This is a genomic window from Actinomycetota bacterium (assembly GCA_040881665.1).
In the GTDB taxonomy this organism is placed as follows: Bacteria; Actinomycetota; UBA4738; order UBA4738; family HRBIN12; genus JBBDWR01.
The window spans coordinates 331,553-353,770 of sequence record JBBECT010000007.1; the positions used below are offsets into that span (position 1 = coordinate 331,553).

The 22,218-nt window shown below is 69.4% G+C and carries 29 protein-coding genes and 3 pseudogenes; all 32 read right to left on the bottom strand.

The genetic code is table 11. The annotated features are described in order from the left end of the window. Nucleotides 1-2 precede the first annotated feature (2 nt). On the bottom strand, nucleotides 3-650 hold the full coding sequence (locus tag WEF05_11770; protein MEX1102558.1) for a uracil-DNA glycosylase: 648 nt from the start codon (nucleotides 648-650) through the stop codon (nucleotides 3-5). After that, nucleotides 647-1,555 carry a P1 family peptidase gene (locus tag WEF05_11775; GenBank protein MEX1102559.1) on the bottom strand — a complete coding sequence of 303 codons (909 nt, stop codon included), beginning with the start codon at nucleotides 1,553-1,555 and terminating at the stop codon, nucleotides 647-649. The genes WEF05_11770 and WEF05_11775 overlap by 4 nt, the downstream gene beginning before the upstream one ends. Before the next feature lie 8 nt (nucleotides 1,556-1,563). Next, on the bottom strand, nucleotides 1,564-2,691 hold the full coding sequence (gene alr / locus WEF05_11780) for an alanine racemase (GenBank protein ID MEX1102560.1): 1,128 nt from the start codon (nucleotides 2,689-2,691) through the stop codon (nucleotides 1,564-1,566). Continuing rightward, complete coding sequence (locus WEF05_11785; GenBank protein MEX1102561.1) at nucleotides 2,688-4,217, bottom strand: NAD(P)H-hydrate dehydratase; 1,530 nt, start codon at nucleotides 4,215-4,217, stop codon at nucleotides 2,688-2,690. The genes alr and WEF05_11785 overlap by 4 nt, the downstream gene beginning before the upstream one ends. Then, on the bottom strand, nucleotides 4,214-4,588 hold the full coding sequence (locus WEF05_11790; protein ID MEX1102562.1) for a holo-ACP synthase: 375 nt from the start codon (nucleotides 4,586-4,588) through the stop codon (nucleotides 4,214-4,216). Before WEF05_11790 ends, WEF05_11785 begins: the two co-directional genes overlap by 4 nt. A gap of 30 nt (nucleotides 4,589-4,618) precedes the next feature. Then, nucleotides 4,619-6,454, bottom strand: a complete 1,836-nt coding sequence (glmS, locus tag WEF05_11795) for a glutamine--fructose-6-phosphate transaminase (isomerizing) (protein MEX1102563.1) — start codon at nucleotides 6,452-6,454, stop codon at nucleotides 4,619-4,621. 172 nt (nucleotides 6,455-6,626) lie between these two features. Continuing rightward, complete coding sequence (gene glmM, locus WEF05_11800; protein ID MEX1102564.1) at nucleotides 6,627-7,958, bottom strand: phosphoglucosamine mutase; 1,332 nt, start codon at nucleotides 7,956-7,958, stop codon at nucleotides 6,627-6,629. Between the two features lie 30 nt (nucleotides 7,959-7,988). Continuing rightward, nucleotides 7,989-8,447: a hypothetical protein gene (locus WEF05_11805; GenBank protein MEX1102565.1), complete on the bottom strand. Its 459-nt coding sequence runs from the start codon at nucleotides 8,445-8,447 to the stop codon at nucleotides 7,989-7,991. A gap of 62 nt (nucleotides 8,448-8,509) precedes the next feature. Then, on the bottom strand, nucleotides 8,510-9,208 hold the full coding sequence (locus WEF05_11810; protein ID MEX1102566.1) for an aquaporin: 699 nt from the start codon (nucleotides 9,206-9,208) through the stop codon (nucleotides 8,510-8,512). Next, nucleotides 9,201-9,611, bottom strand: coding sequence for an arsenate reductase ArsC (locus tag WEF05_11815; GenBank protein ID MEX1102567.1), 411 nt, complete (start codon nucleotides 9,609-9,611; stop codon nucleotides 9,201-9,203). The genes WEF05_11810 and WEF05_11815 overlap by 8 nt, the downstream gene beginning before the upstream one ends. Continuing rightward, nucleotides 9,608-10,384, bottom strand: coding sequence for an arsenite methyltransferase (gene arsM, locus WEF05_11820; protein ID MEX1102568.1), 777 nt, complete (start codon nucleotides 10,382-10,384; stop codon nucleotides 9,608-9,610). Before arsM ends, WEF05_11815 begins: the two co-directional genes overlap by 4 nt. After that, complete coding sequence (locus WEF05_11825; protein MEX1102569.1) at nucleotides 10,381-10,770, bottom strand: metalloregulator ArsR/SmtB family transcription factor; 390 nt, start codon at nucleotides 10,768-10,770, stop codon at nucleotides 10,381-10,383. Before WEF05_11825 ends, arsM begins: the two co-directional genes overlap by 4 nt. Before the next feature lie 171 nt (nucleotides 10,771-10,941). Further along, a complete protein-coding gene (gene rpsI / locus WEF05_11830) occupies nucleotides 10,942-11,352 on the bottom strand; it encodes a 30S ribosomal protein S9 (GenBank protein ID MEX1102570.1) in 411 nt (136 codons plus the stop codon). 307 nt (nucleotides 11,353-11,659) lie between these two features. Next, nucleotides 11,660-12,070 (bottom strand): annotated as a pseudogene (gene rplM / locus WEF05_11835) (50S ribosomal protein L13). 136 nt (nucleotides 12,071-12,206) lie between these two features. After that, nucleotides 12,207-12,968 carry a tRNA pseudouridine(38-40) synthase TruA gene (gene truA / locus WEF05_11840; GenBank protein MEX1102571.1) on the bottom strand — a complete coding sequence of 254 codons (762 nt, stop codon included), beginning with the start codon at nucleotides 12,966-12,968 and terminating at the stop codon, nucleotides 12,207-12,209. Between the two features lie 40 nt (nucleotides 12,969-13,008). Next, nucleotides 13,009-13,359: pseudogene (gene rplQ / locus WEF05_11845) on the bottom strand (50S ribosomal protein L17). A gap of 12 nt (nucleotides 13,360-13,371) precedes the next feature. Beyond that, nucleotides 13,372-14,295: pseudogene (locus WEF05_11850) on the bottom strand (DNA-directed RNA polymerase subunit alpha). 122 nt (nucleotides 14,296-14,417) lie between these two features. Then, nucleotides 14,418-14,810: a 30S ribosomal protein S11 gene (gene rpsK / locus WEF05_11855; GenBank protein ID MEX1102572.1), complete on the bottom strand. Its 393-nt coding sequence runs from the start codon at nucleotides 14,808-14,810 to the stop codon at nucleotides 14,418-14,420. 45 nt (nucleotides 14,811-14,855) lie between these two features. Continuing rightward, the gene (gene rpsM, locus WEF05_11860) at nucleotides 14,856-15,239 is read right to left on the bottom strand and encodes a 30S ribosomal protein S13 (protein ID MEX1102573.1); all 384 of its coding nucleotides are present in this window, start codon (nucleotides 15,237-15,239) and stop codon (nucleotides 14,856-14,858) included. A gap of 10 nt (nucleotides 15,240-15,249) precedes the next feature. Further along, a complete protein-coding gene (gene rpmJ / locus WEF05_11865; GenBank protein ID MEX1102574.1) occupies nucleotides 15,250-15,363 on the bottom strand; it encodes a 50S ribosomal protein L36 in 114 nt (37 codons plus the stop codon). Between the two features lie 13 nt (nucleotides 15,364-15,376). Continuing rightward, nucleotides 15,377-15,595 (bottom strand): translation initiation factor IF-1, encoded by a 219-nt coding sequence (gene infA, locus WEF05_11870; GenBank protein MEX1102575.1) that lies wholly within the window; start codon nucleotides 15,593-15,595, stop codon nucleotides 15,377-15,379. 215 nt (nucleotides 15,596-15,810) lie between these two features. Next, nucleotides 15,811-16,617, bottom strand: coding sequence for a lysyl oxidase family protein (locus WEF05_11875; GenBank protein ID MEX1102576.1), 807 nt, complete (start codon nucleotides 16,615-16,617; stop codon nucleotides 15,811-15,813). Between the two features lie 70 nt (nucleotides 16,618-16,687). Continuing rightward, nucleotides 16,688-17,461 carry a type I methionyl aminopeptidase gene (gene map, locus WEF05_11880; GenBank protein ID MEX1102577.1) on the bottom strand — a complete coding sequence of 258 codons (774 nt, stop codon included), beginning with the start codon at nucleotides 17,459-17,461 and terminating at the stop codon, nucleotides 16,688-16,690. A 23-nt stretch (nucleotides 17,462-17,484) separates the two neighbouring features. Continuing rightward, a complete protein-coding gene (locus WEF05_11885; GenBank protein ID MEX1102578.1) occupies nucleotides 17,485-18,153 on the bottom strand; it encodes an adenylate kinase in 669 nt (222 codons plus the stop codon). Between the two features lie 2 nt (nucleotides 18,154-18,155). Further along, the gene (secY, locus tag WEF05_11890; GenBank protein ID MEX1102579.1) at nucleotides 18,156-19,448 is read right to left on the bottom strand and encodes a preprotein translocase subunit SecY; all 1,293 of its coding nucleotides are present in this window, start codon (nucleotides 19,446-19,448) and stop codon (nucleotides 18,156-18,158) included. A 35-nt stretch (nucleotides 19,449-19,483) separates the two neighbouring features. Continuing rightward, nucleotides 19,484-19,921 carry a 50S ribosomal protein L15 gene (gene rplO / locus WEF05_11895; protein ID MEX1102580.1) on the bottom strand — a complete coding sequence of 146 codons (438 nt, stop codon included), beginning with the start codon at nucleotides 19,919-19,921 and terminating at the stop codon, nucleotides 19,484-19,486. Then, nucleotides 19,918-20,103 carry a 50S ribosomal protein L30 gene (gene rpmD, locus WEF05_11900; protein MEX1102581.1) on the bottom strand — a complete coding sequence of 62 codons (186 nt, stop codon included), beginning with the start codon at nucleotides 20,101-20,103 and terminating at the stop codon, nucleotides 19,918-19,920. The genes rplO and rpmD overlap by 4 nt, the downstream gene beginning before the upstream one ends. Then, entirely contained in the window at nucleotides 20,090-20,686 is a 597-nt protein-coding gene (rpsE, locus tag WEF05_11905) for a 30S ribosomal protein S5 (GenBank protein ID MEX1102582.1), read from the bottom strand. The genes rpmD and rpsE overlap by 14 nt, the downstream gene beginning before the upstream one ends. Continuing rightward, nucleotides 20,686-21,039, bottom strand: coding sequence for a 50S ribosomal protein L18 (gene rplR, locus WEF05_11910; protein ID MEX1102583.1), 354 nt, complete (start codon nucleotides 21,037-21,039; stop codon nucleotides 20,686-20,688). The genes rpsE and rplR overlap by 1 nt, the downstream gene beginning before the upstream one ends. Continuing rightward, the gene (gene rplF / locus WEF05_11915; protein MEX1102584.1) at nucleotides 21,039-21,587 is read right to left on the bottom strand and encodes a 50S ribosomal protein L6; all 549 of its coding nucleotides are present in this window, start codon (nucleotides 21,585-21,587) and stop codon (nucleotides 21,039-21,041) included. Before rplF ends, rplR begins: the two co-directional genes overlap by 1 nt. 4 nt (nucleotides 21,588-21,591) lie before the next feature. Next, nucleotides 21,592-22,038, bottom strand: a complete 447-nt coding sequence (rpsH, locus tag WEF05_11920) for a 30S ribosomal protein S8 (GenBank protein ID MEX1102585.1) — start codon at nucleotides 22,036-22,038, stop codon at nucleotides 21,592-21,594. Next, on the bottom strand, nucleotides 22,032-22,217 hold the full coding sequence (locus WEF05_11925) for a type Z 30S ribosomal protein S14 (protein MEX1102586.1): 186 nt from the start codon (nucleotides 22,215-22,217) through the stop codon (nucleotides 22,032-22,034). The genes rpsH and WEF05_11925 overlap by 7 nt, the downstream gene beginning before the upstream one ends. Nucleotide 22,218: the final 1 nt, after the last annotated feature.

Below are 22,218 nucleotides of genomic sequence, written 5' to 3' on the forward strand. Positions count from 1 at the left end.
CCTCAGAACAGGCCGAGCTGCTCGGACCCGGCGTCCTCGCCCGGGCTCGAGGGCTCGGGCTCGGGGGCGGCCTCGGGCACCACGATCGGCTCGTCGAGCGCGCGGCGGACCTCGGCGAAGTCCTCCTGCAGCGCCTGGAACTGGCGCGACTTCTCCCCGCCCCCGTGCAGGATCGCGGCGGGGTGGAACGTAGGGATCACGGTCCGGTCCCGCCAGTCGAACCGCTGGCCCCGCACCCGGCTGATCGAAGCCGTCGTGTCGAGGATGTAGCGGGTCGCGAAGTTACCGAGGGTGACCACGATCCGTGGATCGATCAATCGGATCTGCTCGGTGAGCCAGGGGGTGCAGGCCTCGATCTCGTCCGGCCGCGGATCGCGGTTGCCCGGCGGACGGCTCTTCACGACGTTCGCGATGTAGACGTCCTCGCGCCGCAGGCCGATCTCACCGAGCATCCGGTTCAACAGCTGGCCGGCGGCGCCGACGAACGGCTCCCCCTGCTTGTCCTCGTGGAACCCCGGACCCTCGCCGATGAACAGCAGGTCGGCGTACGGGTTCCCGACGCCGAACACGACCTGGGTGCGCGTCTCATGGAGGCGGCACCGCGTACACGTCGCGGCCTCTGCCGCGAGCTCTTCGAGCGTCTCGGTCACGTCCGGTCGCCTCCCCCGATCGCCGGAACGCCGTGCAGGTCGGTCGCGAGACGGACCCCCCGGCGGATCGCCTCGGCCACCGCGCGTTCGGCGAGCGCCTCGACCGCCGGTTGCTCGGCGTCCACCTCGCCCGTGGCGAGGGTGAACAGGGTATCGCCGTCATGGCGCGTGTGGGACGGGCGAACGGCCTGCGCGATCCCCTCATGCCCGGCGATCGCCAACAGGTTCGCGCGCTCCTTCGACAGGCGCGCGTTCGTGACGACGACGCCGATCACGGTGTTGCCCGCGACCGACTCGGGCGCGTCCGGGCGGGCATCAGCTGGGGCGCGCGAGCCGGCGAGCACGCCCTCCGCCTCGTCGAGGACCTCGCCCACCGCGTTCACGACCATGAGCGCTCCGACGAGCACCCCGTCGTCCCCTTCGAGGGCGACGGACCCGAGACCGCCCTTCACCGCGTACTCGGGTCCGTAGAGCTTCGCCACGGTCGCGCCGGTCCCCGCGCCGGCGTTCCCCTCGCTGAAGGGCCCGTCTGCGGCGTCGTCGACCGCGCGTTCCCCATCCTGCGAGGTCGGACGGGCGGACGCGTCGCCGAGCCCGAGATCGAACACCACCGCGGCGGGAACGATCGGCACCCGGGCGAGACCGGCGTCGAACCCGAGACCGGCCGCCTCGAGCCGGCGCATCACACCGTCCGCGGCGGCGAGGCCGAACGCGCTGCCGCCGGTGAGCAGTACCGCCTGCACGTGGTCCACCAGCATGCCCGGGCGCAGCAGGTCGGTCTCACGGGTGCCCGGCGCGCCGCCCCGGACCTCACCCGACCCGACGGTCTCCGGCGGTGCGAGCACGACCGTGCAGCCCGTTCCTCCCTCCAGGTCGGTGACCTGCCCGACCCGGATACCCGGCACGCGCGTGATCACCCGGACGCCCCCGTGTACACGCGGGGAACGCGCGCACCGACCGACGTGAGGATCTCGTAGGCGATCGTGCCCGATCGCTGGGCGAGCTCGGCGGCCGTGATCTCCTCGTCGCCGCTGCGTCCCAGCAGCACGACCTCGTCGCCCTGCCGAACCTCGTGATCACCGCAATCGACCATGAGCTGATCCATCGTGACGGTACCGGCGACCCGGTGGCGCCGACCCCCGATCAACACCTCTGCGATCGAGGAGAGCCGGCGCGGATACCCGTCGGCGTACCCGGCCGGGACGATCGCGATCGTCGCCTCGCGGTCGAGCGTGTAGCTGTGCCCGTAGGAGATCGATTCGCCGGCGGACAGACGCTTGGTCATCACGACCGCGGATCGCCAGGACAGCGCCGGGCGCAGCCCCAAGCCTTCGCCGATCCCGGGCGCGGGCTCGATCCCGTAGATCGAGATCCCGGGCCGCACGAGATCGTAGTGCGCGGCGGGGTACGCGATCGTGGCCGCGCTGTTCGCCACGTGGAGCATTGGCGGGCGCGTCGGCAGACCGGCGAGCGCCTCGTCGAACCGATGGAGCTGCTCCTTCGTCGTCGCCTCGTCGTCCTCCGCACGGGCCAGATGGGTCCACACACCCTCGAGCGTGAGCCCGGTGCCGGCCACGTCGCCGGCGAAGGCCCCGAGGAGATCCGGCGGCCACAGCCCGATGCGATGCATCCCCGTGTCCACCTTGATGTGCACCGGGACCGCACCCCGGTCCCGCCCCGCGGCGTCGGCCGCGACGGCCACAGCCGCGAGCCCGTCCGGCGTGCAGACCGTCGGGGTGAGCGTGTGCGCGAGGGCGTCGACCTCCGAGCCCCGCGGCAGCTCCGAGAGCACGAGCACAGGTGCGTCGATCCCGGCTTCGCGCAGCCGGATGCCCTCCTCGACGAGCGCCACCCCGAGCCGGGAGGCGCCGGCTTCGAGCGCGGCGCGAGCGACCTCGACGTCGCCGTGGCCGTACCCGTCGGCCTTCACGACCGCGAGCAACGCGCCCCCGGGCGGGGTGAGCGTCCGGACGTTCGCGCGGATCGCGTCGAGGTCGATCACGGCCTCGGTCGGCCGGTACCGGCGTGGCGGAGGGCTCACCACGGCGCGAGCACCTCCTCGACCGCCGCCGGGAGCAGCTCGACGAGATCCTCGGCGGTCGTGCCCTCCCCGAGCTCCTCGCCGGCGAGCCGGCCCGCGATCCCGTGGACGAACGCTCCGGCGCTCGCCGCATCGAGCGAGGACGTCCCACGCGCGAGCAGGCCGGCGATCACGCCCGTGAGCACGTCTCCCGTCCCGCCGGTCGCGAGCACCGGCGTTCCCGTCTCGTTGATCCGTGTCTTTCCGGCCGGCTCTGCGATCGCCGTGCGCCTCCCCTTCAGCAACGCGACCGCCTCCGCGTGGTTGGCCAGAGCGCGCACGGACCCCACACGGTCGGCGTCGATCTGGCCGGCCGGAACGCCGAGCAGGCGCGAAGCCTCCCCGGCGTGGGGCGTCAGCACGATCCCCGACCGGTTGGTGATCAGCGCGCCGACGCGGCCCTCGAACGCGTTGAGCGCGTCGGCGTCGACGACCGTGGGAACGGTGTGGGCCTGGACGAGGTCCCGGACCGTGCCGTCGGTGTCGGGGTGGCGGCCGAGACCCGGGCCGATCGCCACCGCGTCGGCGCCTTCGAGGTGTTCCTTCAGAGCCTCGATCGCTCCCGGTGCGAGGGTGCCGTCCTCGGTCTCGGGCAGAGCGAGGAAGGTTGCGCCCACGAGCCCGGCTTGGATCGCCGGGAGGGCGCTTGTCGGCGCTGCGACCTGGACCAGCCCCGCTCCCACCCGGGCGGCGGCGCGGGCGACGAGTCGAGGCGCTCCGGTCATGTCGCGGGAACCGGCGATCACCAGGACGACGCCCGACGAGCGCTTGTGCGACTCCTCCGAGCGGGCGGGCCAGACGGCGGCGACGTCCGCGGCCTCGATCACCCCGAGGCCGCGCGGAACCTCTTCTGGGGCGAAGCCGATATCGGCGATCTCAACGAACCCGGCCAGCGCCGCGCCCGGGAACAGGACGAGCCCTGCCTTCTCGGCCCCGAACGTGATCGTGACGTCGGCGGCCACCGCCGTGCCCGCCGCGCCCGTCGCGCCGTCCACGCCCGACGGGATGTCCGCGGCCGCGACCGGGGCCGGCGCGTCGTTCAACGCGTCGATCGCCTCCGCGTAGGCGCCCTCGGGCTCCCCGCGGAACCCCGTTCCGAGGATCGCGTCGATCGCGACGTCGGCACGCGCCAGCTCTACTGGCGTAGTCGAGGTGGACCAGTGCCGGACGCGGACATCGGCCTCGGACAACCGTGCGAGGTTCGAGGCCGCGGGCCCGGCGGGAGCGCGGTCCGGTTCGACGAGCACGACGGTTACCCGCATCCCCTCGCGCGCGAGGTGGCGCGCCGCGGCGAACCCGTCCCCCCCGTTGTTCCCGGGTCCGCACACGAGCACCGCCCGGCGTCCGTATCCACCGCCGGTCAGGTCGAGCGCGGCACGCGCGAGGACGCGCCCGGCGCGTTCCATCAGGGTGTCCGCGGACGTGCCCCGTTCTTGCGTGGCGCGGTCCAGCTCGCGGGCCTGATCGGGCGAGAGGAGCGGCCTCATGAGCGGACCGCCACCGCGAACGCGACCGCGTTCGTCTTCTCGTGGGTGAAGGTGATCAACACGTCGGTGACGCCGATCGCGTCCGCGCGACGTTTCGCGTTGCCGGTCAGCGAGATCACCGGCTTGCCACTGGGATGGCGGGCCACGGAGATGTCCTGCCATCCGCGCCCCCGGTAGCCGCCGAGTGCCTTGATCGTCGCCTCCCGCGCGGCGAACCGGCCCGCATAGCTTTCCGCCGGCCTCGCCTTGCCATCGCAGTAGGCGCGCTCCTCCGGCGTGAACACCCGTTCGGCCATCGTCGGGTGCCGGGCGAGGGCCCGTTCCATCCGGGCGATCTCGCAGATGTCCACCCCGAGCCCGACGATCTCCACGGGGTGAGCCTACTGCGGGGCGGGCGCCGGCTACTCGACCGTGACGGACTTGGCCAGGTTGCGAGGCTGGTCGACGTCGCAGCCGCGGAGCTTGGCGACGTGGTACGCGAAGAGCTGCAGGGGCACGCTCACGACGACGGGGCTGAACAGCTCCGGGGTCTGCGGGACGAAGAGCACATGGTCCGCGTGAGACTCGATCTCGCGGTCGCCCTCGGAGGCCACCGCGATCACGTCGGCGCCGCGAGCCTTCACCTCGTCGATGTTGGACAGGAGCTTGCGATACACGTGGCTCTGCGTCGCGACGGCCACGACCGGGAACCCGGGTTCGATCAGCGCGATCGTTCCGTGCTTCAGCTCGCCGGCCGAGATGCCCTCCGCGTGCACGTAGCTGATCTCCTTCAGCTTGAGCGCACCCTCGAGCGCGGCGGGAACGCCTGTGTGCCGTCCGATGAACAGCACGTCGTCGTGGCCGACGTACCGCTCGGCGAGTGCGCGCACCTGGGGATCGAGGGCGAGCGCTCGTTCGATCTGCTCCGGGAGCTCGTGCAGCCGTGCGACCTCGCGAGCGACCTCCTCGGGGAACATCGACGGCGACCGCACCTGCGCCAGGAACAGCGCCGTCAGGTGCAGCGCCACCATCTGCGTGGAGAACGTCTTCGACGCGGCGACGCCGATCTCCGGCCCGGCATGCGTGTAGAGCACGCCGTCGGACTCGCGCGCGATCGACGAGCCGACCGTGTTCGTGATCGCGAGCACCCGAGAGCGTTGGTCCTTCGCGTGGCGGACGGCCTCGAGCGTGTCGATCGTCTCGCCCGACTGGCTGACCGCGAGGGTCAGGGTGGTCGGGTCGAGCACCGGGTCGCGGTAGCGGAACTCCGAGGCGATCTCGATCTCCACGGGCAGACGTGTCCAGTGCTCGATCGCGTACTTCGCCACGAGCCCCGCGTGGAACGCGCTGCCGCACGCCACGACGAACACCTTGTGCACTTCGCGGAAGACGTCGTCGGGGATCCGCAGCTCATCGAGCACGAGCCTGCCGCTCGCGTCGGTGCGCCCGACGAGCGTGTCGCGGACCGCGTGGGGCTGCTCGTGGATCTCCTTCAGCATGAAGTCGTCGTAACCGCCCTTCTGAGCCTGAGCGACGTCCCAGTCGACCTCGAGCGGCTCGACCGGGAGCTCGTTGCCGTCGAAGTCGGTGATCCGCACGGAGTCGGCGCGGACCTCGACGACCTGTCCCTCCTCGATCGGGATCACGGTGCGGGTGCGCGAGAGCACCGCGGGGATGTCGGAGGCCAGGAGGTTCTCGCCGTCGCCGACGCCCGCGATGAGCGGTGAGCTCACCTTGGCACCGACGATCGTTCCCGGCTCGTCGAGGAGCAGCGCGACGAGTGCATAGGCGCCCTCGAGTTCGGCGAGCGTCCGGCGGACGGCTTCGGCGACCGTGGAGGCGCCGGCGGAAAGGTGTTCCTCGACGAGGTGGGCGAGGACCTCGGTGTCGGTGTCGGAGCGGAAGGAGTGGCCCTGCTTCTCGAGCCGGCCTCGCAGCTCGCCGTGGTTCTCGACGATGCCGTTGTGGATCACCGCGACCCGTCCGGTGCAGTCCAGGTGAGGGTGGGCGTTGTCGTCGTTCGGTTCGCCGTGGGTGGCCCAGCGGGTGTGACCCATGCCGATCTTGGCCGGGTGGGACTCGCCATCGAGCGCACCTCGGAGCTCGGCGAGCTTGCCCGCGCGCTTGATCACGGTGAGGTCGTCCTCGACCAACGCCACGCCCGCGGAGTCGTACCCACGGTATTCGAGCCGCTGAAGGCCCTCGAGGATGATCGGGAGCGCCTCGTCGGAACCCACGTACCCGACGATGCCGCACATAGAGGTCGAGCGTACCAGTGGGTCGTGCCTGGGTCGCGTACCCGCGCAACGGAACCGGCGCTGTGTATCCCTCAGGCTAGGACCCGGTACTAGGACCCGGTACTAGGACCCGGTACTAGGACCCGGTACGAGCCTGCGGGACACCCTCCGGACCCGGTGGGAGGCGACGGTCTCAGCCGAGCGCGCTGCGAACGTGGTCGGCGATCGTCTCGGCGTGGCGCCGGGCAACCGCCTCCGCCTCGGCCTCGACCATGACACGCACGAGCGGCTCGGTTCCCGACGGCCGGACGAGGACACGGCCGCCCGCGCCCAGGTCCTTCTCGGCCGCTCGCACCGCTTCGGCCACCTCGGGCGACGCCTCGCTCCTACTCGGATCGGCGATCTCCACGTTCACGAGCACCTGGGGGAACCGATGCATGCGGGCGCCGAGGTCCGCGAGCGAGGCGCCCGTACGCGCGGACAGCCCGAGGAAACGAACGGCCGTCAGCAGCCCGTCACCCGTGGTCGCGTGTCGCGAGAAGATCACGTGTCCCGACTGTTCTCCGCCCAGCTCCGCACCGGTGCGCTGCATCTCCTCGAGCACGTAGCGATCCCCGACGCTCGCCGCGATCACGTCGATCCCCGCCCGCTCCATCGCCTTGAAAAGCCCGAGGTTGGACATCACCGTCACCACGAGGGTGTCGTTCGCAAGGGCGCCTCGCTCGTGAAGATCGAGTGCGCACGCGGTGAGGACCTGGTCCCCGTCGATCACGTTCCCCTCGCCGTCGGCGAACAGGGCGCGATCCGCATCTCCGTCGAACGCGACGCCGGCGTGCGCCTGGATACGCACCACCTCGGCGGCCACGACCTCGGGGTGCAGCGCACCGCAGCCATCGTTGATGTTCGTCCCGTCGGGCGACGAATAGATCGCGTGCACCGAAGCGCCGAGCAGCCGCAACAGTTGCGGAGCGCCGGCCGACGCCGCGCCGTTCGCGCAGTCGACGACGACGGTCATCCCATCGAGGCGCGCCTCGGACGCCGAGACGAGGTGATCGAGATAGGTGTGCTCCGAACCGTCTATCTGGCGGACGGAACCCGGCTCGATCCCTCCGGGCACCGCCGTACCGAGCGCGGTCTCGATCTCGTCCTCGAGCGCGTCGGGCAGCTTCGTTCCGGAACGGTCGAAGAACTTGATCCCGTTGTACTCGGGCGGATTGTGCGAGGCGCTGATCACCGCCCCGGCCGCGGCTCCGAGCGAGGTCGTGAGGTAGGCGATCGCGGGGGTCGGCTCGACCCCGGCAAGGATCGCGTCTCCCCCCGCGGCCAGGATGCCCTCGACGAGGGCATCCTCGAGCCACTCCCCGGATCCACGCGTATCGCGACCGACAACCACCGTGGGACGACCCTCGCCGTGACGGCCGAGCACGCCGACGGCAGCACGCCCGAGATCGAACGCGAGTTCCCTGGTCAGATCGCTGCCCGCGAGGCCGCGGACACCGTCGGTGCCGAAGAGCAGTTCTCCCATGTGGAGCCGAAGGCTACACCGCGTTCCGGGTTACGCGTGCCGGATGCGGCGGAGCAGCTCGCGCATCCGTTCCCGGGAGATACGCCGGGTATGGGTACAGGCGCTCGTCGTGAACCCTCCGGACCGGAGCTTGTGACCCTGAACCACGTAACGCCCACCGTCACGGAACACGACCTCTTCCGACATCGACATGTTGTCATCGGGGTCTGCGCCCCAGACCGTGACGCGGTCCGCGGCGTGTCCCGCGGCGACGGCCCGAACGCGGAACCGCGCGGGCACCATGCCGTCCCTCGCCCTCCGGAGCTGTCGGACGCGTCCGACGAAGAGCGTGTCGCTGTAGGTGCTCCCCGTATCTCCGCTGTCGATGATCTCACCCAGCGTCCGTTCGGGATGCGCGCACGCCGCCGAGGCGGGCCCTCCCCCGACCGTCACGAGCGAGGACGCGAGCAATACCGTCACGATCGAAGCTCGGATACGTCGTTCCACCATCAGAACTCCTCATGTTCCGTCGACGCAGGTTCATGTCGGTCGAGCCTAGTCCTGTGACAGCCCTACCCGTCGACGAGGACCTCGGCCGCCACCCTGCGCACCCCCGGCCGGAGAACCAGCACGGTGGCGAGAGCGAGGGCACCGCCGAGCGCCTGGGCGAGGACGAAGGCGGGGACCGAACGTGGCGCGATGCCGGTGAGGGAATCGGTGAACATGCGTCCGATCGTGACCGCAGGGTTCGCGAAGCCTCTCGACGAGGTGAACCAGATCGCCGCCGCGACATAGCCGCCGACCGTGAACGGGATCGCGGTCGAGCGTCGCGTTCCCACCATGAGGAAGATCACCATCACGAGGCCGAACGTCGCCACGACCTCGCCGAGCCACAGGCCGGCGCCGGTTCGGACCGTGGACGAGGCATCGACCCCCGGCAGGGAGAACAGCACGTTCGCGACGATCGTGCCCGCGATCGCGCCGCCGACCTGCGCTACGGCGTAGGCGCTCGCGGGTATCGTCTCGATCCCGCCGAGGATCCGGTCGACGCCGGTCACGACCGGATTGAAATGGGCCCCGGAGATCGGCCCGAGCACCGAGATCAGCACGGCGAGCGCGATCCCGGTCACCGCCGCGTTCACGAGGAGCTGCACGCCGACGTCATCGGTCAGTCGCTGCGCGGAGATACCGGATCCGACGATCGCGATCAGCAGGAGAGCCGTTCCGAGCGCCTCTGCGAGCACGCGCCGCCCGAGGTCTCCCTCACGCATCCGCGGCGACGAGCTCCTCCGCCAGGGCACGAACGCGGCGATCGATCTCGTCGCGGATCGGCCGAACCTCCTCGAGCTCCCGGCCCGCCGGGTCGTCGAGCTCCCAGTCGAGGTAGCGCACCCCCGGGAACACCGGACACGCATCACCGCAGCCCATCGTGATCACGACGTCGGAGCGTTCGACGGCCTCGGTGGTGAGCGCCTTCGGCCGCCGTCCCGCGAGATCGATCCCGACCTCGCGCATCGCCTCGAGCACGGCCGGGTTGATCTCGTCGGACGGAGCGCTCCCGGCCGATCGCACGTCGACCCGATCGCCCGCGTAGCGCTCGAGGAGGGCCGCCGCCATCTGGCTGCGTCCGGCGTTGTGGACGCACACGAACAGCACCTGGGGAGCGGCACTCAACGGGCACCCTCCGTCTCGGGCGGCTTCTTGGCGCGCACGATCGCCGAGTACATTCGGTCGGCGACGTCGTGGGTGACCTCGACCCCGACATCGATGAACCCGACCTCGCGCAGCCCGCGCTCGTATTCGCCGATCGAGAGCGCGCCTGCGACGCAGCCGACGAAGCTTCCCCGTTCGGCCCGCTGGTCGGGCGTGAGCGCGTCGTCCGCGACGACGTCGGTGATCCCGAGTCGCCCGCCGGGGCTCAGCACGCGGAACATCTCCGAGAGCACCCGCGGCTTGTCGGTCGACAGGTTGATCACGCAGTTGGAGATGATCACGTCGATGCTTGCATCGGGGACCGGGATCTGCTCGATCGCTCCTTCGAGGAACTCGACGTTCTCCGCGCCGGCCTCGGCGGCGTTCCGTCGCGCCAGCTCGAGCATCTCGTCGGTCATGTCGAGACCGATCGCGCGACCCGTGGGGCCGACCCGGCGGGCCGACAACAGCACATCGATCCCTCCGCCCGAACCGAGATCGAGCACCGTCTCGCCCTCCTGCAGCTCGGCGACCCCGATCGGGTTGCCGCATCCGAGGCTCGCGAGGCCGGCGGCATCGGGGAGCCGGTCGAGCTCGCCGGCCTGGTAGAGCTGCGCGCCGAACCCTTCGCCGGCATCCACCCCTGGATCCGAACACCCGCAACCCCCGGGGCCGCACGAGGCGGCCGCCCCGCTCGCCGCGGCCTTGGCCGCCTCCGCGTAGTTCCGCCGCACCTGCTCCCGCACTTCGTTCACGTCAGGCTCCTTTCGGTCGCACGATCGATCTGGAACACCGTGCCGAGCCGGGCGAGTGCCGCCCGGTCGACGTCGTAGAACGCCCACACTCCGCGTTGCTCCCGGGTCAGCAACCCGGACGCGACCAGCTTCTTGAGGTGATGGCTCAGGGTCGGCTGCGACAGATCGATCTGCACGTTGAGATCGCACACACAGACGGCGCCATCGCTGTTGGCGAGCAGGTTCACGATCAGCACGCGGCTCGGGTCCGACAGCGCCTTGAACAGACGCGCCGTCACCTCGGCCTCGGCGCCGGTCATGTCGGGCTGCGCCAGCGGCGAGCAGCACACGGCCGGCGCCCGTTGGGCGACCGGAAGATCCGCGCGGATGCGGGTCGAACCGCTCACCTGGCCTCCTCGTGGTCGTTCGAGATATCGATATCGGTCGATGTCTGATGGAAGCGTGCCACGGACATCGATGATCGTCAATGTCTTGGTCGCACGATCGTGGATGCGGGCCGTTCGGTGCTCGCGCCGGGGGGCCGAACAGCCGGCGGCGCGGGGGGTGGGGCTCAGCGCTCAGCGCTTGGAGTACTGCGGCGCCTTGCGGGCCTTCTTCAGGCCGTACTTGCGACGTTCCTTCTCGCGTGCGTCCCGCGAGAGCATCCCCTCAGCCTTCAGCGTGCCGCGCAGCTCGGGCTCGATCTCGATCAGCGCACGGGCGATGCCCAGGCGCAGTGCCCCCGCCTGGCCGTTGACGCCGCCGCCGTGGATCCGAGCGACCACATCGAAGTCCTTCTCCTTGCCCACGTGGCGCAGGGGCTCGGTCACGATCATGCGATGCGCGCGCGTCCCGAAGTACTCGTCGAGCGAGCGGCCGTTGATGTCGAACTCGCCGGTTCCCGGAACGAGACGGACGCGAGCGACGGCCTCCTTACGGCGGCCTGTGGTCTGCGTGACGGGGCTCTTCGCGACGGTCCGTGTGGCCACTTCGGTCTCCCTACTTCTTCGTGGAACGCTTGGCGGTCGAGGTCTTCTTCGCCGTAGGCTTCTTAGTGCTCGTCTTCGCCGCCGACTTCGCCTTGGCGGTCGACTTCTTCGCGGGCGCAGCCTTGGCGGTGGACTTCTTCGAGGATGCAGCCTTCGCGGTGGACTTCTTCGCAGGCGCAGCCGCGGGCTCGGCCGCGGCGGGCTTGGTCGCGGTGGCCCTCTTCGGCGGCTTGGTCGCGGGCGCTTTCACCGCCTCGGGGACCGGGAGGCCGTCCCAGGTCGGGACCTGCCCGAGCGAGATCGTCTCCGGCTGCTGCGCCGCGTGAGGGTGCTGACCTTCTTCGTACACGTTGAGCTTGCGCAGCATCGAGCGACCGAGGGAGCTCTTCGGCAGCATCCCCTTCACGGCCTTCTCGATCGCGAACGCCGGGCGGGTCCTCAACAGGACGTCGTAGCCGGTCTCGGTGAGACCGCCCGGGTAGCCGGAGTGGCGGTAGGCGATCTTCTTGCTCTCCTTGCCGCCGGTGACACGGATCCCCTTCGCGTTGATCACGATCACGTGGTCGCCCGTGTCGGCGTTCGGGGCGTAGATCGGCTTGTGCTTGCCCTTGAGGATGCTCGCGACCTCCGTCGCCAGACGCCCGAGAACAGCACCGTCGGCGTCGATCACATACCAACGGCGCTGGATGTCGCGCGGCTTCGGGGCGTAGGTCTTCATGACAGAAAGAATGCCGGCCGGGATGGGCCGACGCCCCATGCTACCTGCGGGAACGCTCCGGCGTCAAAGCCCGGAAGGGCTCGGTCGGGGGTCTCCCGAACCGGCCGGAACCGGCCATGGTCGGCCCGATCGTGTCTCATCGTCCCGCGTAGACGACCCGCTCGAGGGTGAGCCCGTGCGGCGGGGCGATCTGGGGTGCCGCGTGCCGATCGCGGGCCTCGATGATCCGCGGAACCGACTCCGGATCGAGCGTGCCGGCCCCCGAAGCCACCAGCGTTCCGACGAGGGCCCGCACCATCTGATGACAGAACGCGTTCGCTCGCACGACGACCTCGACGACCTCGCCCGAGCGCGACACCGTCAGCCGTTCGACCCGGCGCACCGTGGTGCCCTCGCCCTGGGGTGCCCGGCAGAACGACGCGAAGTCGTGCTCCCCCGCCAGGTGCCGAGCCCCCGCACGCATCCTTCCCAACCCCACCGCCCCGACCCGGTGCCAGGTGAACCGTGCCGCGAACGGATCCGGCGCATCTCCCGTGTCGATCCGATACCGATACACCCGAGCCGTCGCCGAGAACCGCGCGTCGAACCCCTCCGCCGCCCACGACGCCTCGCGCACGACGACCTCGGGGGCGGTCTGTGCGTTCACCCGCCGCCGCAGACCGTCCAGGGTTCGCGTGTCCGGCCACTGCTGCGGCGCTACGAACGAGGCCACTTGCCCCGTCGCATGCACCCCGGCATCGGTCCGCCCCGCGACGCTCAGCGCGACGGGCTCACCGATCGCATGCGAGAGCACCTCTTCGAGCAGGCCCTGCACGGTGCGAACATCCCGGCGCTGGCGAGCCCACCCGCGGAAGCCCGTCCCGTCGTAGGCCAGGAGCAACCGAACGACTCGGCTCATCGCTGGGAACGACCCGGCACGACGAGCTCTACTGGGTTCGTTCGACGAGCTCGATCCGGGCCATCGGCGCGCCGTCGCCCTTGCGCTGCTCGAGCTTGAGGATCCGCGTGTACCCACCGTTGCGCTCGGAGAAGCGCGGACCGATGTCCGTGAACAGCCGCGCCACGATGTCGCGGTCGGTGATCTCCCTGAGCACCTGCCGGCGCGCGTGGAGGTCGCCCTTCTTCGCGAACGTGATCAGCTTCTCCGCGTACGGTCGCAGCGCTTTGGCCTTGGCCTCGGTCGTCGTGATGCCCTCGTGGATGAACAGCTGGCCGGCCAGCCCCGACAGCAGCAAGCGCTGATGCGCCGGGCCGGAGCCCAGTCGGTGTCCCTTCTTCGGGGTCGGCATCGGTGCTCAGTCCTCCCGGAGTCCCAGGCCGAGCTCGATGAGCTTGTCCTTGACCTCGTCGATCGACTTCTGGCCGAAGTTGCGGATGTCCATCAGCTCTTGCTCGCTCTTGGTCACGAGCTCGCCGACGCTGTTGATGCCCTCGCGCTTGAGGCAGTTGTACGAGCGCACCGAGAGGTTCAGCTCCTCGATCGTGATCTGGTAGTCGCTCGGGGCCGAGTCGTCCTCGGCCGGGCCCACCGCGACGGAGTCCGCCTCGGCGAGATCGCCGAACAGCTGGGTGAGCTCGAGCAGCGTGCCGCCGGCCGACGCGAGCGCCTCGCGCGGGCTGAGCGAACCGTCGGACTCGACGTCCAAGACCAGCTTGTCGCGGTCGGTCATCTGTTCGACGCGCGTGTTCTCGACCGCGTAGCTCACCCGGCGCACCGGGGAGTAGATCGAGTCGACGGGGATCACGCCGATCGGGTCACGCGACTTCTTGTTCTTCTCGGCCGAGACGTAGCCGACGCCACGCTCGACGACCATCTCCATCTCGAGGCTCGCGCCCTTGCCCAAGGTCGCGATGTGCATGTCGGGGTTGAGGATCTCGACGCCGGCGGGGGGCGCCACGTCGCCGGCCGTCACCTCACCGGGACCCTTCGCCTTCAGGTACACGTTGACCGGTTCCTCTGCCTCGGAGCGGATCACGAGGTCTTTCAGGTTCAAGATGATGTCGGTGACGTCCTCGGTCACCTTCGGGATCGTCGAGAACTCATGGAGCACGCCCTCGATGCGTACCGACGAGATCGCTGCGCCCGGGATCGACGACAGCAGGGTGCGACGCAGGGAGTTCCCGATCGTGTAGCCGAACCCGGGCTCGAGCGGTTCGATCGTGAACTTCGATCGGTTCGGGGAGACGACGTCCTCGGAGATCTGGGGCCTCGCGACGATGAACAACTGCATTCCCTCCTCCGGCGGGGGATCATCCACTCCTACCCCGCCTTCATCGGTGCTTCCCGCGGCCGAATGGGCCGTCGGGGTGCTGCGGCCCCGGCACGGAGCCGGAGCAGGCGGCGCGCCTAGACGCGCCGACGCTTCTTCGGCCGGCAGCCGTTGTGCGGCACCGGCGTGACGTCCTGGATGCCCGCGACCTCGAGCCCGGCCGCGGCCAGGGAACGGATCGCGGTCTCACGGCCCGAGCCCGGGCCCTTCACGAACACGTCGACGCGCTGGAGGCCGTGCTCCTGCGCGCGGCGCGCGGCGGCCTCGGCGGCCAGCTGCGCGGCGAACGGTGTCGACTTGCGGGAACCCTTGAACCCCACGTTGCCCGCGCTGGCCCACGACAGCGTGTTGCCCTGCTGGTCAGTGATCGTCACGATCGTGTTGTTGAACGTGGCCTGGATGTGCGCCTGACCGTGGACGACGTTCTTCTTCTCTTTCTTGCGGGCCTTCTTCGCCTTGGGCTTCGCCATCGGAGCTCCTCGTGGGATGCAGCGCGCAGGTGCGCGGACGCTTGACTACTTCTTGCGCGGTGTCTTCTTCTTGCCCGCGATCGCCTTCTTCGGCCCCTTGCGGGTGCGGGCGTTCGTGTGCGTGCGCTGCCCGCGTACCGGCAGGGACCGGCGGTGGCGGATACCCGCGTAGCACCCGATCTCGATCTTGCGCTTGATGTCGGACGCGACGTCGCGTCGCAGGTCACCCTCGACCTTGAGGGTGCGGTCGATGAAGTCGCGGATCCGGACGATCTCTTCCTCGGACAGATCGCGCACGCGCGTCGGAGCGTCGATGCCGGTGCCCGCCACGACCTTGTTCGCGCTGGTGCGTCCGATCCCGTAGATGTAGGTCAGACCGATGTCCACACGCTTGTCGCGCGGGAGGTCGACGCCTGCGATCCGTGCCAAACCGAGCCTCCTACCCTTGCCGCTGCTTGTGACGGGGGTTCGTGCAGATCACCTGGACGCGCCCGCGCCGGCGGATCACGCGGCACTTGTCGCACATCCTCTTCACGCTGGGCCGCACCTTCATCCGCCTGCTCCGCTCACTTGTACCGGTAGATGATGCGGCCGCGCGTCAGGTCGTACGGCGACAGCTCCACCAGCACCCGGTCCCCCGGGAGGATCCGGATGTAGTGCATCCGCATCTTCCCCGAGATGTGTGCCAATACGTTGTGCCCGTTCTCGAGTTCGACCCGGAACATGGCGTTGGGAAGCGGCTCGGTGACCGTCCCCTCGACCTCGATCGCATCCTTCTTCGGCAAGCTGCTCCGGGAGATCCTCGTATCCGGACGTGCCGACCCGCCGGGATGGCGTGCCGGATGCGCCTCCGGTCGGAAGCGCTCGGGCAGTATACGTGCAGGTCGCAGGCATCGTCACGCAGGCGCGAGCCGGCGGCCGGTCGGACGTTCTCGCAGGTCAGCGCCGTTGCCCGAGATCACAACCCGGGGCCATCTCGGGGAACCGGGTACGAGCCCGGTCAGCAGGCGCGGGCGAGCGGGGTCACGGAGGCACCGACCAGCTTCAACGCCTGCGTCGAAGCGTTGTCCGCGTCCGAGGTCTCCTCGAGACGACCGTTCGGATCGATGTTCAGCCGGAGGCAGTACTTGCCGTCCGGCACCTTCGTGACGTTGATGTCTTGGTCGGCGAGCGAGCTGCTGTACAGGTCTTCCCACCCGACCGAGATACCCGAGAAGTCGTCGGTGCGGCAGCCGTCTCCGTCGTAGCGCCGGACCGACGGCGTTCCCACGAGCGGCGTTTCGACATCGTCATCGAGCGCGGTGTCCAGCATGCAGAACCCGACCTTCGTCCTCGACGCGACCGTCGACCCTGTCGTGAGCTTGCGGAGCTGGTAGTCGGCGTAGTCCTGGAAATGCCAATGGTCGTGGATCGCGTGCCACTTGAAGCACCCGGCGACGCGCTTGTCCCCCTCGATCCGATCGCCGGCATCGAACCCGTTCCCGTCGAGGTCGTGGTAGACGCGCTGGATCGCGGTGCGGTCGTTCGTGAGATCGCCGTCGTGGTCGCAGTCGTTCAGCCTCGAACTCAGCTCGATCGGGCCGAGGCCGTGGTTCGCGGTGATCGTGGAGAAACGGAGGAACCGCTTGCTGCCCACCCGATCGACGTCGAGGTTCTGGGCACGCTCGGGCACGATGTTCGGAAGCAGCCGGGGGGCCGGGTCGCCGGCCAGCGAGGACGTCGGCGTGGTCACCGCGACCGTCAGCGTCGCGAGCGCCACGAGGACGGCGGGGACCACGGCGGGGCGGAGGCGTCGGGGGGTTCGCACGGCTACCCAGCATATCGGTCCGCGGGACCCCTGTTCTTGACCCGTCGAGACGGCGGCACTCCGGCGGCATTCAGCTGCGCGCGGTGAGGACCTCGTTGCCGGTCTCGGTGACCGCGATCGTGTGCTCGAAATGCGCGGACAGGGATCCGTCGGCGGTGACGACGGTCCACTCGTCGGGCTGCATCCGCGTCTCCCAGCCGCCGACGTTCACCATGGGCTCGACCGCAATCACGAGCCCGGACTTCAGCTCGATCCCGCGCCCGGGCGGTCCGTAGTTCGGGATCTGCGGGTCCTCGTGGAGCTTGCGGCCGATCCCGTGACCCACGTACTCGCGCACGACCGAGAATCCGGCACCCTCGGCGACCTGCTGCGCCGCATGGCCGAGGTCGGAGAGTCTTCCGCCGGGGCGGATCTGGGAGATCGCCGCCTCGAGCGACTCCTCGGTCGCCCGAACGAGCTTCTCGGCTTCGGCCGACGGCGGCTCTCCCACGAACACCGTCACCGCGGAGTCGCCGTGGAACCCGTCCCAGATCGCCCCGAAGTCGAGGGAGAGCAGGTCGCCCTCGACCAGCACGCGTTCGGCCGACGGGATCCCGTGGACGATCTCGGCGTTGATCGAGGTGCAGATCGAGCCGGGGAACGGCGGGGCGCCACGCCCGCCCCCGTATCCCTTGAACGACGGCGTCGCTCCCTCGTCGCGGATGTAGGTCTCGGCGATGCGATCGAGGTCCAACGTCGTGGCGCCGGGGCGAACCTCGGACATCACGAGTGCGACGGTCTCGCCCGTGATACGTCCGGCGATCCGCATCTTGTCCAACTCGTCGGAGTTCTTGTATTCGATCATCGCTTCGTGTCGTCGCCGGAAGATCACGTGGCGCCGTTGAGATCGACGATATCGGAGATCGCCTCGAGGGTCCGGTCGGTGACGACCTCCTCGGGCGCCTCGGCGTCGATCTCGCGCAGCAGACCCCGTTCCCAGAAGAAGAACTCGAGCGGAGCCGTCTCGTCGAAGTAGACCTGTAGACGCCGTCGCACCGTGACCTCGTCGTCGTCCTTGCGGCGGACGAGCTGATGGCCGCAGACGTCGCAGAGGTGATCGTTCTTGGGCTTCTTGAAGGCCTCGTTGTAGGTGCGCTTGCAGTTCGGGCACGTCCAGCGGTTCGAGATCCGCTTGACCGCCATCTCGTCGCCGATCTTGAACTTCAACACCACCGACAGCGGCCGGTCGATCTCGGCCAGTGCGTTCTCAAGCGCCTGGGCTTGTGGAACCGTCCGCGGGAACCCGTCGAGGATGAATCCGTCCTGCGCGTCGGGCTCCCGCAGGCGGTCCATCACCATCTGCACGACGATGTCGTCGGGGACGTACTCCCCGCGGTCCATGTACGCGCGGGCCCGGACGCCGAGCCCCGAACCGCGCTCCACGTGCTCGCGGAGCAGGTCCCCGGTGGAGATCGTGACGATGCCGAGCTTGTCCCCGAGGCGAGCGGCCTGGGTTCCCTTCCCCGCACCGGGCGGTCCGAGGAGCACGAGTCGCATCGCTACCTCAGGAAGCCCTCGTAGTTGTGCATCTGGAGCTGAGACTCCAGCTGCTTCATCGTCTCGAGCGCGACCCCGACAGTGATCAACAGCGACGCGCCGCCGAAGGGGAACTGCTGGATCCCCCAGACGGCGAGCACGACCGACGGGATGATCGAGATCGTCGCGAGGAAGATCGCGCCCGGAAGGGTGATGCGCACGAGGATGTCGTTCAGGTACTTCGCGGTCGGCGGGCCGGGGCGGATCCCGGGAACGAACCCCCCAAACTTGCGCAGGTTGTCCGCGGTGTCGACCGGGTTGAACGCGATCGCCGTGTAGAAGTACGCGAAGAACACGACCATCAGGCCGTAGACGGCCATGTACACGACGCTCGCCGGGTTGTTCAGGTAGTTGTCGACGAGGTTCTGGAACCACGGCGCGTCGTAGCCGCTGGCGATCAGGGTCGGGAAGTACAGCACCGACGACGCGAAGATGATCGGGATCACTCCCGCCTGGTTCACCTTGAGCGGGATATAGGTGCTTCCGCCCGAGGCCATCTTCCGGCCGACGACCCGTTTCGCGTACTGCACCGGGATCCGGCGCTGCCCCTGCTCGATGAACACGACGGCCACGATCATGCCCAGCCCGAGGATCAGGATCGCGATGAACTTGCCGGTGCCGCCCTGCGCGAGGATCCCCCCGCCCTCGGCGGGCAGCGTCGCGATCACGCTCGCGAAGATCAGGATCGACATCCCGTTCCCGATGCCCCGCTGGGTGATCAGCTCACCCATCCACATGATCAGGGCGGTGCCCGCCGTGAGCGTGAGCACGATCAGCGCGATCCGCGGCGCGGTCAGGGTGGCCGAGAAGAGGTCCTCGTTGACCGCCGAGCTCGGATCGTCGCGGTTGAACAGGAACACAAGGCCCGTCGCCTGCAGCACGGCCAGCACGATCGTCACGTAGCGCGTCGTCTGGTTGATCTTCTTGGTCCCCGACTCGCCTTCCTTCTGCCACCGCTCGAGCTTGGGGATCACGACCGTGAGCAGCTGCATGATGATGGACGCCGTGATGTACGGCATGATCCCGAGCGCGAAGACGGCCATCCTGCCGAGCGCACCGCCGGAGAAGAGGTTGATGTAGGCGAGGAACCCACCGCCGGCCGCCGCCGACTCGAGCTGCGCCTGAACGCGATCGAGGTCGACGAGCGGAACCGGAAGCTGCGAACCGAAGCGGAAGATCGCGATGATGAACAGCGTGAACAGGATCTTCTTGCGGAGATCCGGGATCTTGAACGCGTTCGCGAAGGCGGCAAGCATCGGAAGGCCCCTATGCTACCCCGTCGCCGACCGGACTAGCCGATCAGCTCGGTGGTGCCTCCGGCCTGCTGGATCTTCGTCTTCGCGGTCGCGGAGAACGCGTGCGCCTTCACGGTGAGCGCCGTCGTCAGCTCGCCGCGCCCGAGGATCTTCACCTTGCGTCCCTTGCGGACGAGTCCGTGCTTGAGCAGGGTTGCGGGGGTCACCTCGCCGGAGGTGAACACCTTGCCGATCGTCTCGACGTTGACCGCGGCGTATTCGACCCGGTTCGGGTTCGTGAAACCGGGCAGCTTCGGAACACGGCGCGACAGCGGCATCTGTCCGCCTTCGAACCCGACCTTCGGCTGGTGCCGCGCGCCCCAGCCCTTCGTGCCACGGCCGGCCGTCTTCCCACGTCTGCCTGCTCGGCCGCGACCGACGCGCGTGCGCTCGGTCTTGGCGCCCTCCGCGGGCTTCAGGTGATGCAGCTTCACGACGAGACCTCCTCGACGTCGACGAGGTGGGCGACCTTCGCGATCATCCCGCGGATGTCGGGGCGGTCGTCCTTGACGACGGTGTCGTTGATCCGGTGCAGGCCGAGCCGGCGCACGGTGTCCTTCTGATCGCGTGGGCGATCGATCACGCTCCGGACCTGGGTGACCTTAAGCTTCGCCACCGTAGGCCTCCGTGAGGTTCTCCGCTCGCTTGGCCTGCATCTTCTGCTGGGCGTCGGCGACCGCTTCGAGCATCGGCTTCGGCGCGATCTCGCGCACGTCGCGATCGCGGAGCGCCGCCACGTCGGCGGGCAGGCGCAGCCGCTTCAATCCGTTGACCGCCGCCTTGATGATGTTGATCTGGTTCGACGAGCCCAGCGACTTCGACAGGATGTCCTTGATCCCGGCGCACTCCACGAGCGCGCGCACCGGACCACCCGCGATCACACCGGTTCCGGGGGCGGCCGGCTTCAGCAGCACGACGCCGGCGCCGTCCTCACCCGTGATCTTGTGCGGGATCGTCGTTCCCATCATCGGCACCTCGAACATCGTCCGGCGGGCCATCTCGACGCCCTTGGCGATCGCCGAGGGAACCTCCTTGGCCTTGCCGTATCCCACGCCGACGCGGCCGGCGCCGTCGCCGACGACGACGAGCGCGGCGAACGAGAACCGGCGGCCGCCCTTGACGACCTTGGCCACGCGGTTGATCGAGATCACCCGCTCTTCATAGGGACTCTTGTTGTCCTGTGCGTCGTAGCGTCGCATCAGATCTGCAGTCCTTCCTCGCGGGCACCGTCGGCGACGGCGGCGACCCGGCCGTGGTAGAGGCGGCCGCCGCGATCGAACACCGCCTGCTCGATCCCCTGCTGTTTCGCGCGCTGGGCGATCAACGTTCCGACGCCCTTCGCGAGCTCGGTCTTGCCCGTGGTGCGCTTGACCTCGGTGTCGGATGCCTGGGCGACCGTCGTCGCCGCCACGTCGTCGACGAGCTGCGCGTAGATGTGCCGGTTCGACCGGAACACCGCCAGCCGCGGACGGGTCGCCGTGCCGGACACCTTCTTGCGCACCCGTCGGTGGCGCCGCTCGACGGCCGACACACGGCGTCGCGACTTGGCCATCACGCGGTCGCCTTCGCGGCCTTACCGGCCTTCTTGCGGACGTACTCGCCCTCGTACCGGATCCCCTTGCCCTTGTAGGGCTCGGGCTTGCGGACCTTGCGGATCTTCGCGGCGATCTCCCCGACGGCCTGCTTATCGTTGCCGCGGATCACGATCTGTGTGGGCGTCGGTGTCTCGAACACGATCCCCTCGGGGCAGCGCACCGCCACCGGGTGCGAGAACCCGGCTGCGATCTCGAGATCTTTGCCCTTCATCTGCGCCCGGTAGCCGACGCCGATGATCTCCAGCCGCTTCTCGAAGCCGTTCGTGACGCCCTCGATCATGTTCGCGATCAGCGTGCGCGACAGGCCATGGAGTCCGCGGAAGAACCCCTCGTCGTTGGGTCGCTCGACCCGCACCTGCTCGCCGTCCACGACGACGGTGATCTGCGGGTGCAGACGTTGCGCGAGCTCGCCGCGCGGGCCCTTGACCGTCACGAGGCCGTCGTCGGCGACCGAGACGTCGACGCCGCCGGGGACCACGATTGGCTGCTTGCCGATCCGGCTCATACGATCACCAGACCTCCGCGAGGATCTCTCCGCCGATGCCCTTGCGGGAGGCCTCGCGATCGGTCATCACGCCCTGGGACGTGGACAGGATCGCGATGCCGAGCCCGCCGAGCACCCGGGGCAGGTTGTCGCGCTTCGCGTAGACGCGCCGGCCGGGCTTGGACACGCGGCGCAATCCGGTGATCGTCCGCGTGCGCTCCTTGTCGTACTTCAGCTCGACCTTGAGCACCTCGCGCACACCCTCGCCGGCCCGCGTGTACGTGCGGACGTAGCCCTCGGCCTGGAGGATCTTGCAGATCGCGTCGTTGAGCTTGGACGCCGGCAGGAACAGGTGCTCCTTATAGGCGATGTTCGCGTTGCGGATCCGCGTCAGCATGTCGCCGACGGGATCGTTGACGTTCGTGTTGAGCACGGGGATCGCGTCGGAGCGAACGGGGTTGGTGGTCACCATGAGGCCTTCGTCACCCCCGGCAGCTCTCCGAGGTGGGCCAGCTCGCGGAAGCAGATCCGGCACAGCAGGAACTTGCGGAACACCGCGCGCGGACGCCCGCAGCGCTGACACCGCGTGTATTCGCGGACGTGGTACTTCTGCCGTCCGCGCTGCTTGTTCTTCAGTGCCGTCTTCGCCATC

Excerpts from the sequence above, each read along its gene's own strand:
- WEF05_11785 (MEX1102561.1), bottom strand. The coding sequence starts at position 4,217 with ATGAGGCCGCTCCTCTCGCCCGATCAGGCCCGCGAGCTGGACCGCGCC.
- glmS (MEX1102563.1), bottom strand. The coding sequence starts at position 6,454 with ATGTGCGGCATCGTCGGGTACGTGGGTTCCGACGAGGCGCTCCCGATC.
- glmM (MEX1102564.1), bottom strand. The coding sequence starts at position 7,958 with ATGGGAGAACTGCTCTTCGGCACCGACGGTGTCCGCGGCCTCGCGGGC.
- WEF05_11805 (MEX1102565.1), bottom strand. The coding sequence starts at position 8,447 with ATGGTGGAACGACGTATCCGAGCTTCGATCGTGACGGTATTGCTCGCG.
- WEF05_11810 (MEX1102566.1), bottom strand. The coding sequence starts at position 9,208 with ATGCGTGAGGGAGACCTCGGGCGGCGCGTGCTCGCAGAGGCGCTCGGA.
- truA (MEX1102571.1), bottom strand. The coding sequence starts at position 12,968 with ATGAGCCGAGTCGTTCGGTTGCTCCTGGCCTACGACGGGACGGGCTTC.
- rpsK (MEX1102572.1), bottom strand. The coding sequence starts at position 14,810 with ATGGCGAAGCCCAAGGCGAAGAAGGCCCGCAAGAAAGAGAAGAAGAAC.
- rpmJ (MEX1102574.1), bottom strand. The coding sequence starts at position 15,363 with ATGAAGGTGCGGCCCAGCGTGAAGAGGATGTGCGACAAGTGCCGCGTG.
- map (MEX1102577.1), bottom strand. The coding sequence starts at position 17,461 with ATGATCGAATACAAGAACTCCGACGAGTTGGACAAGATGCGGATCGCC.
- WEF05_11885 (MEX1102578.1), bottom strand. The coding sequence starts at position 18,153 with ATGCGACTCGTGCTCCTCGGACCGCCCGGTGCGGGGAAGGGAACCCAG.
- secY (MEX1102579.1), bottom strand. The coding sequence starts at position 19,448 with ATGCTTGCCGCCTTCGCGAACGCGTTCAAGATCCCGGATCTCCGCAAG.
- rpsE (MEX1102582.1), bottom strand. The coding sequence starts at position 20,686 with ATGCGACGCTACGACGCACAGGACAACAAGAGTCCCTATGAAGAGCGG.
- rplR (MEX1102583.1), bottom strand. The coding sequence starts at position 21,039 with ATGGCCAAGTCGCGACGCCGTGTGTCGGCCGTCGAGCGGCGCCACCGA.
- rplF (MEX1102584.1), bottom strand. The coding sequence starts at position 21,587 with ATGAGCCGGATCGGCAAGCAGCCAATCGTGGTCCCCGGCGGCGTCGAC.
- rpsH (MEX1102585.1), bottom strand. The coding sequence starts at position 22,038 with ATGGTGACCACCAACCCCGTTCGCTCCGACGCGATCCCCGTGCTCAAC.
- WEF05_11925 (MEX1102586.1), bottom strand. The coding sequence starts at position 22,217 with ATGGCGAAGACGGCACTGAAGAACAAGCAGCGCGGACGGCAGAAGTAC.